Genomic DNA, 2115 nt, shown 5'->3' on the forward strand with positions numbered 1-2115 from the left:
CTGAGGCGATTATTGACCGAGTAACTAATTCAGATAAGAACGGCTATATTTGGCACACTACAGGTAGTGGTAAAACCCTCACTTCGTTTAAAGCTTCGCAGATACTGATGAAGCTGCCACAGGTTCACAAGGTGGTGTTTGTGGTGGATAGGAAAGACCTCGACTTTCAAACTACGAAAGAGTTCAACAGCTTTAGTGATGGCTCGGTTGATGGTACAGACAACACTAAGGCGTTGGTCAAGCAGTTTGGCGATGATACTAAGCTGATTGTTACCACCATTCAAAAGCTCAATACCGCCATTAGCAAGCAGCGCTATCTTCAGACAATGGCGCGTATTCAAGATAAGCATATTGTCTTTATCTTTGATGAGTGTCATCGCTCACAGTTTGGTGAAACGCACCTAAGGATTGCCAACTTCTTTAACAATAATCAGATGATTGGTTTTACGGGTACGCCTATCTTTCCTGAGAATGCCGTTGGCAATAAGATGGGTAAGCGCACGACAGCAGAGCTGTTTGATGATTGTCTTCATAAGTATGTTATTACCGATGCGATTAAGGATGACAATGTTTTGAAGTTCTCAATTGAGTATTACTCAACCTTCAAACAATCTAATGTGAACGGTACTGATGTTGAGGTTGAAGGCATTGATACTAATGAGGTCTATAACTCAGATGATAACATTAGAGGTATCACTGACTTTATCCTTGCTAATCACGCTCGTAAGACGCATTCAGGTGAGTTTAGCGCGATGTTTGCTGTTAGCGGTATACCAACGCTCACAAAGTACTATGAGCTGTTTAAAGCAAAGCGTGAGGCGGGTGAGCATAATCTTAAAATTGCCACGATATTTAGCTACAGTGCGAATGAAGATGACCAAGGTGCTGATGGCGTTTATGAGAGTGATGGTGCGAATGTGGATGAGGCGCATATTAACCCGCACAGTCGAGATAAATTAGAAAGCTACATCCAAGATTACAACCAAACATTCAATATTAAGTTCACCACTAAAGATTCACAGAGTTATTACAACTATTACAACGATATATCTAAGCGAGTAAAGCGCAGAGAGATTGATATTTTGCTGGTGGTTAATATGTTCTTAACTGGGTTTGATTCGAAGATGCTTAATACTTTGTATGTCGATAAGAATTTGAAGTATCACGGATTGATTCAGGCGTTCTCACGCACTAACCGAATTGTGAACGAGAAGAAGTCACAGGGTAATATTGTCTGTTTTAGGAATCTTAAAGAGCAAACCGATGAGGCGATTGCGTTGTTCTCAAATAAGGAGGCTAAAGATGTTATCTTGATGAAGCCTTACGAAGAATATGTTGAGCTGTTTAATAAGGCGTTTGTGGCGCTAATTAATATTGCTCCGAGTGTGAGCAGTGTAGATGGGTTGGTAGATGAGAATGAGCAGCTTGAATTTATTAAAGCCTTTAGAGAGTTGATGCGCTTGAAGAATGTACTGACAGGCTTTAGTGATTTTAACTTTGCTGATTTGTCAATGGGCGAACAGACGTTTGAAGATTACAAGTCGAAGTATTTGGATTTGTATGAAAAAGTGAAGAGCAATACAGAAGTTGAAAAGGTGTCGATTCTTGATGAAGTAGACTTTGAGCTTGAGCTGATTCATAAGGATGAGATTAATGTAGCGTACATCTTGCGACTTCTTGCTCAGTACCGTGAGACTGATACGGCTAAGCACGCTGAGTACAAGAAAAGCATTATTAACATCATTGCTGGACAGGAGCATTTACGCTCGAAGCGTGAGCTGATTGAAGAGTTTATTGATTCGCATCTAATGGGTATTGCGGTTGAAGATATTGATGACGAGTTTGAACGATTCTGGGAAGAGCAGACTTGTCAAGCGTTTAACACTTTGTGTAACGACGAAAAACTTGATAAATCTAAAGTGAAAATTGTTATCGAAACTTATCTTTATGATCAGCGTAAACCACTCAATGACGATATTTCAAATACATTGATTCTTAATCACAAGTTCAACAACCGACCCCTGGTCATATAAGTCCATAGACCAGGTTTTATAAGTCCATAGACCAGGTCACATAAGTCCATAGACCAGGTCATATAAGTCCATAGACCAGGTT

The 2115-nt window shown here is 40.0% G+C and carries 1 protein-coding gene; it reads left to right on the forward strand.

Translation table 11 applies throughout. The features are described 5' to 3' along the window. Positions 1-2033, forward strand: a 2033-nt coding sequence (locus PSN35_RS07340; protein WP_300031559.1) for an HsdR family type I site-specific deoxyribonuclease, incomplete at its 5' end; no start/stop codon positions are given. Positions 2034-2115: the final 82 nt, after the last annotated feature.

The organism is Candidatus Thioglobus sp., from assembly GCF_028599055.1.
Taxonomy (GTDB): domain Bacteria; phylum Pseudomonadota; class Gammaproteobacteria; order PS1; family Pseudothioglobaceae; genus Thioglobus_A.